Raw genomic sequence first — 6,000 nt, 5'->3', positions numbered from 1 at the left:
GAAACGTTTCGCAAAACGGGGTAAAAGAGGCACCCCACCCCTCAGACACCGCCGGCAGGCTTTAGACAAGAGAGCCCCTGGACAGGGGCCCTCTGGGTAGGACTTAAACATCAAAAATTGAGAAAACTACCTTAACCGTGTCATGACTTCCTGAACGACGGACGAATCCCCCGAATAAGGATCGACAAAGCCGTAACTGAGCGTGAACACGTGTTTAACAGGATCATAGGTCGAAGACCCTCCCACGAGGTTATACGTCTGTTTCCCAAATCCGTAAATATTGTCATTCGTCACTGACACCGAGTTATCCGGGTTGACCGTCAGGTCCATTTGCTGCCCGATCGAGAGATAGATCGTCTGGTCCGCGGCGTTAGCGACCACAGCATTACCGATCAGGGAGCTGACGTAGGGCCCGTAGGGATTGGGATTCGGCGCCGTGGGATAGCCACCTTGCACCACGAAAAATGCCGACAGGTCGTACACCTGTTTGAGGTCGTTGATGGAGTATACATTGTCTCCCATCACGCGGTTGCCCACGGACTGATAGAGACCCATGTACTGGTTCCCGGGGATGAGGGTATAGATCGTGGTGCCGTAGTTACCGCTGATCGTCTGACCCTGGGCGTCGGTGATGGCGATGGGGAGGACATAGGGCTGGGTGAAGTCGATCTGGTCGGTGTGAAAGGTCAGGTAACAGGCCGCGGTGCCCTTACCCGCCGGGATCGTCGCGGTATTACCGTTGGTCCACGTGTAGGCGGTGGAAGGCAACAACACATAATTGCCCCCATTGGCGGTGTTGAAGGCATTGAAAGCGTCGGTGTCCACCCCAAGCGTCACCGTTACGTTCTGACCGATCAACGGCCCCCCGACGTCTACGGTGATCGAATCCGAAGCGGCGTGCGTGCTGTCGACGCGCAGCTGCATGAAGTAGGAATAGAGGTTGGCGATACCCGCGGTATTTTGATTGAGGTAGTTGGCGGAATTCAACTGCTCTATGACCGGTTTTACGGTATTGAAATTCACCGTGGAGGCGGTGTCCTTGAGACAGGCGCTTAAAGAGCAAAGCGCCAGCAAGGATCCAATTGTTCTCTTCATATTAAAAAATTTATGGCATCCAGAAAATCTTCGGCGACACCGGGGATACGGTGCCTTCCTTGTCTACATTGTCTTTGTTGGAGTCATACTCGCTCTGCGGATAGATAAAGCGGAGCACCCGGGGGTACAGGGCCGCCGGGTCTGTAGACAGGGGCAGGTCGCCCGGGTAACCGGTGCGCCGGTAGTCCGTCCAGGCCTCTTCCACGTTGGTAAAACAAAGCGAAATGTACTTCTGGGTGATGATCGCCTGGATCTTGTCCGGGCTCGACGTCCAGCCGACGTTGACCAAAGGCTGCCCGAAATAGGCGCTGGCAAAGGACGACGGGTCGCCGCTGATATTGCCGTCGGTGTACACGTTGAGATAGGTGAAATCGTCGGTGATTGCCGCTTCGTAATCCGAACGCGCCGCCGCGTCCCCGCCCGGCAATAACCCGCGCTCTACGGCCTCGGCCTGAAGGAACAGGCTTTCCCAGGAAGAGACCAGGATGGACGGCTGGGTCGGGCTTTGCAGGATACCCCACAGGCTTTGCGACGTGGCGATATTATACGGATAGATCGTGTTGCCATTCGCATCGGTCTGCGCCCCGCTGCCCACATAGGTGGAAGAGGCGTTGGTGGGTATGCCGAAAGGGTTGCCCGCCGGCAGTCCGGTGGACGGGTTACACAGATAAAAGAAGCCGACCCGCGGATCGTTGTACGCCCTCAGCTTGGCGATAAAGTAGGAGTTCGCGCTTTGGTCCGCGTTGGCCAGCGCCCCGGTGATGGTATATCCCATGGTCGACCAGAGCGGGTTGAGGTGGCTGGAGGCGTCCGTGGCATAGCCGGGATTGACGAAGGCCGTCTGACCCGCCCCGAGACAACCGTTGGCGTCGGACGCGATTTTGGCCGCCTCGGCTTGTATGGTAGCCGACTGCGACGACACGTTGACCTCGTGAAGCAGGATACGCAGCTTGATGGTATTGGCCAGCTGTACCCATGACGTGGAGGCCCCGCCAAACATGGGGTCCGCGCTACCGGGGTTGTACATGCCCGGACCGGTTACGCTGTCGCTTTCCAGGATCGTGATCGCCGTGTCCAGTTCACCCAGACAGGCATTATATACCCCCTGCGCGGCATCATACGCGGGATTCGTAACCCCGCCTGGCAGCTGGAGCGCCTGAGAAAAGGGTACGTCGTTGTACGCGTCCACCAGCATCTGGTAGTCCAATGCCTCCATGACCTTCGCCGACGCCACCAGGAAAGGTTCGCCGCCGACGGAAGCGCCCTGCTCGACCTGGAGATAGTCGTTCAGGTTATGGTATATGTCCGTCCATACACCCGCGAAATCGGTGCTGGTATAGTTATTCCGCGTGATGTTGTAGGCCACCTGGTAGTTGCTGCTCAGGGCCTCGTACGACATGGGGTAGTTCAGGTTGAAAAAGTCCCCGTACCCCGAGCCGCCGTTGCCGTTGATGATGGTCGCCGTAAAGGTGACGGCGTTGGTAAAGATCAGAGAGGGCGCTCCGCTCGATGGCGCGTTGGGGTTATTGTTGACGTTCAGGAAGTTTTTGTTGCACGCCAGCGCGAATAAAACCAGGCCGCAAAAAGTATACTTCATGGTGTAAGAATTAAAAGGTGATGTTGAGATTGGCTCCGTACGTCCGTGTGGGCGGTGCCTCGTTGATACTGTTCGTACCCGTGGCGTTCCCCTTGTCCTCGCTGAATTCCGGGTCCTGCCAGGTGTTGAGCTTGGGCAGGAAGAGGAGGAGGTTGGAGCCGACGATACCGATCTGTATGCCTTGCACGACCTTCAAACGACGCAGCGCACTCTTGGGCAGGTCGTAGGTCAGGCTAACATTCCTGAGCGACCAGAAGGCGGCGCTGGTGATGAACATGGAGGGTGGGAAATACCCGAAGTTCCCCCAGAACCCTACGCCCCCGTCGTTGATGGTGACATTGGTGTTGGGTACGTATTTACCTGGGGAGACTTCGATCACCGAATTGGGATACACAAACCGGCTGTGCTGGAACATCGCGGACCGGGCCGATAAGCCGTCCACGTCCAGGAAGGTGCCCGTCCCGTTGTAGATCACGTTCCCACCACGGTACTCCGCCACCGCGCCGAGCGTAAAGCCCTTGAAGGAGACCGACGTGTTGATCCCCAGCGTATGCGTGGGGTTGGTGGCCCCGAAGTTGACCAGGGTAGAGTTGACCGAAGGCAGACCCGTATTGGCGTTGACGATGACCCTGCCCAGGCTGTCCTTGTTCCAGTCCGGCACCTGGAGGACCGGGTAGGGATTGCCCTTGACAGCATAGGCGTTGCTCTGGTTGACGCTGGGTATGAAAAGCGAGTTCGTAGGCCCCAGGTCGACGGCCACGTTCTTGTAGTGCGTGTAGTGGAGGCCGACGTCCCAGCGGAGGCCGTTGTTCAACCGGAGGATGTTCGCCTTGAGGTCGAGCTCCAACCCGCGGTTGTCCATGCGACCCACGTTCTCCAGGTAGCTCTGGTATCCCGACGCGTCGGACACGCTGACCGATACGGTTTCATCCGTAGTCTTCTCATAAAAATAGGTGCCCTGCAGGTCGAAGCGGTTGTGTAAAAACGCTATCTCGGCCCCGACTTCGTTGGACAGGGTGAACTCCGGCTTCAGGTTGTTGTTAGCATACGTCGAAGAGGTCGTCAGACCCGTCGTTTGTCCGTAGGGGAAACCGGGACCCGCGCTCTGGACGTTTTGTATCTGGTAGGGGTTTACATTGAGGTTCCCCGTCTTGGTCACCCCGCCCCGGATCTTGATATAGGAAATGACCCGGCTGTTTTTGACGTCCGGGATCACGTCGCTCAACACCAGCGACGCGTCCACGCCCGGGTAAAAATAGCTCCGGTTTGCCGCGTTGAGGAGCGACGTCTTGTCCTGGCGGCCGCTGGCGTGGATAAACGCCCAGTCCTTGTAGTTCAGCGTCAGGTCGGCATAGTTCCCGTAGTTCCGGGTAAGGAAGGAGTATTGGTTGACGCTGGGCGTACCCGAACGGAAGTTGACGTTATACAACCCCGAGATGTTCAGGAGCGTGGTCGATCCGTTGAGCAGGTAGTTCTGTTTCTCCTGGTTGATCGTGTTCCCCAGGATCAGCTGTCCGCCAAAGTTCCCGATGCTTTTGTGCAGGGTCGCCTTGAAATTGGAATAGATTTTCCGGTCGGTAACGTTGTCTGTGGACACCGAAGGCAGCGCGTCCCCTACATAGACCGACTCGTTCCCCGCCAGCGTGGCGCTGGCCAGATAAAAGGCGTATGGGCTGAAATTCAGGGCGGCCACTGTGGTTTGCTCGTAGTAGGAATAGTTCTCTATACCCAGCTGGTAGTCGATGTTGAGCCATTTGGTGGCATCCAGCGACAGATCGCCGTTCGCCAGCAGGTCCTGGCGGTTACGCGTATAGCGGTCGTTGTCGATGTACCAGTACGGGTTCAACGCATAAGCGTTGTAATAGGTGTTGATGTCGCCAAAGAGCGCGTCGCTATTGGCGTAGTTGGTAAAGGGCACGGAGGTCGCTATGTTCTGCACCTGGTAGTAGGTGTTATAGAGGCTCCCCGCCTGGTTCAGGTTCGACTCCCCATAGCTGACATTGCCGGTGGCCTTGAAGGCCCCGTACCGCTTGGAACCGTTGAACCGCACGGTGGTCCGGTTGTAGGTGTCTCCCGGCGTGATCCCCGTTTTCTTGATATTCTGGCCGCTCAGGAAGTATGACCCGTTGTCGTCCCCTTGCGAATAGGAAATACCGTTCTGGTAGGTTGCGCCCGTCTTCCAGAATTTTTTGATTTCATCCGCCAGGGGCTCGTAGGGGATCTTTTGCACTTGTCCGTCGGGACCGGGAAAACCGATGATCACCGAATCCCCGCCCCAGGGTGAACCGCTGGCGTAGGGCGAAGCAAAACTTTGGTTTTCGAAGGGCACATAGCCGTTCTGGTTGTTGGCCGGGTTTGAATAGGAAATTGCGTCCGTCGACGAGTATTCGCTGGATGCGGGGCCGTTATAATACTGCATTTTCGGAAAGAAGGAAACCCTGTCGAAGGTCACGGTCGAGCTCAGCTGGATCGTCGGTTTCCGCGAACCCATCCGGGTGGTGACGACCATGACCCCGTTAGCGGCCGAGGAACCGTAGAGCGCCGCCGCGGTCGCCCCTTTGAGGACGTTGACGCTGGCGATGTCCGCGGAGTTGATCTCCGCCAGGTAGGAGATGTCCACCGGCACCCCGTCCACGACCAGCAGGGGCTCGTTGTTCCCCAGGAAGGACCGGTTACCCCGGAGCGTTATCCGGATGTTGTCCGGGTCCACCCCACTGTTGGTCAGGTCCACGTTCATCCCCGATACCTTACCGGTGATACCATTGGCAAAGTTGACCGGTTGCGAGGCGTTCAGGTCCTTGTTGTCGATCTGTGCAGTGGCATATCCGAGCGAGCGGGCCTCCCGCTTGATCCCCAGCGCCGTCACCACCACGGCGGCCAGCTCCTGGGACGTCTTTGCCAGGGTCACGACCAGCGTGCCGCTACCCGTCACTGTTGCCTGTTTGTTATCATAACCGGCGGAAGACAAGATAAGTACGTCACCCTGTTTTGCCTTCAGGCTAAAGACCCCGTCGGCGTCGGCGACGGTCCCTCCCCTGGACCCCTTGATTTTTACCGAAACAAAGGGGATCACCGCCCCCTGTTCATCGACCGCCTTTCCTCTGACGGTCAGCACCTGCGCATGCAAAGCACTGGCATAGAAGCAAATAGCCCCTAAAAAGACTAGAAGTTTACTCATATCTCTGAAAGTTTAAGCCATGGGTATCCCCATCCGCAAACCAGCGTTTACAGACAAAAGGGAGTGATTAAGCAGCGAAACGCAAGGTGGGTAAATCGGCGAGAGTGAGAAAAAACAAGATAAGTATAAG

At 57.2% G+C, this 6,000-nt stretch carries 3 protein-coding genes; all 3 read right to left on the bottom strand.

Annotated features, from left to right (window positions below):
• Positions 1–126: 126 nt before the first annotated feature.
• From VL547_RS17600 to VL547_RS17590, 3 genes are read right to left on the bottom strand one after another with little or no spacing between them, the layout of a single operon-like run.
• Positions 127–1,095 carry a BT_3987 domain-containing protein gene (locus VL547_RS17600; protein WP_325580289.1) on the bottom strand — a complete coding sequence of 323 codons (969 nt, stop codon included), beginning with the start codon at positions 1,093–1,095 and terminating at the stop codon, positions 127–129.
• Between the two features lie 10 nt (positions 1,096–1,105).
• Positions 1,106–2,692, bottom strand: a complete 1,587-nt coding sequence (locus VL547_RS17595; protein ID WP_325580287.1) for a SusD/RagB family nutrient-binding outer membrane lipoprotein — start codon at positions 2,690–2,692, stop codon at positions 1,106–1,108.
• A gap of 10 nt (positions 2,693–2,702) precedes the next feature.
• Positions 2,703–5,870 (bottom strand): SusC/RagA family TonB-linked outer membrane protein, encoded by a 3,168-nt coding sequence (locus VL547_RS17590; RefSeq protein WP_325580285.1) that lies wholly within the window; start codon positions 5,868–5,870, stop codon positions 2,703–2,705.
• Positions 5,871–6,000: the final 130 nt, after the last annotated feature.

Origin of the sequence: Dinghuibacter sp., from assembly GCF_035492835.1 — a bacterium.
GTDB lineage: Bacteria > Bacteroidota > Bacteroidia > Chitinophagales > Chitinophagaceae > Dinghuibacter.
Note: the sequence above shows the minus strand (reverse complement) of the source record. Positions and strands in the feature narration are given on the sequence as shown.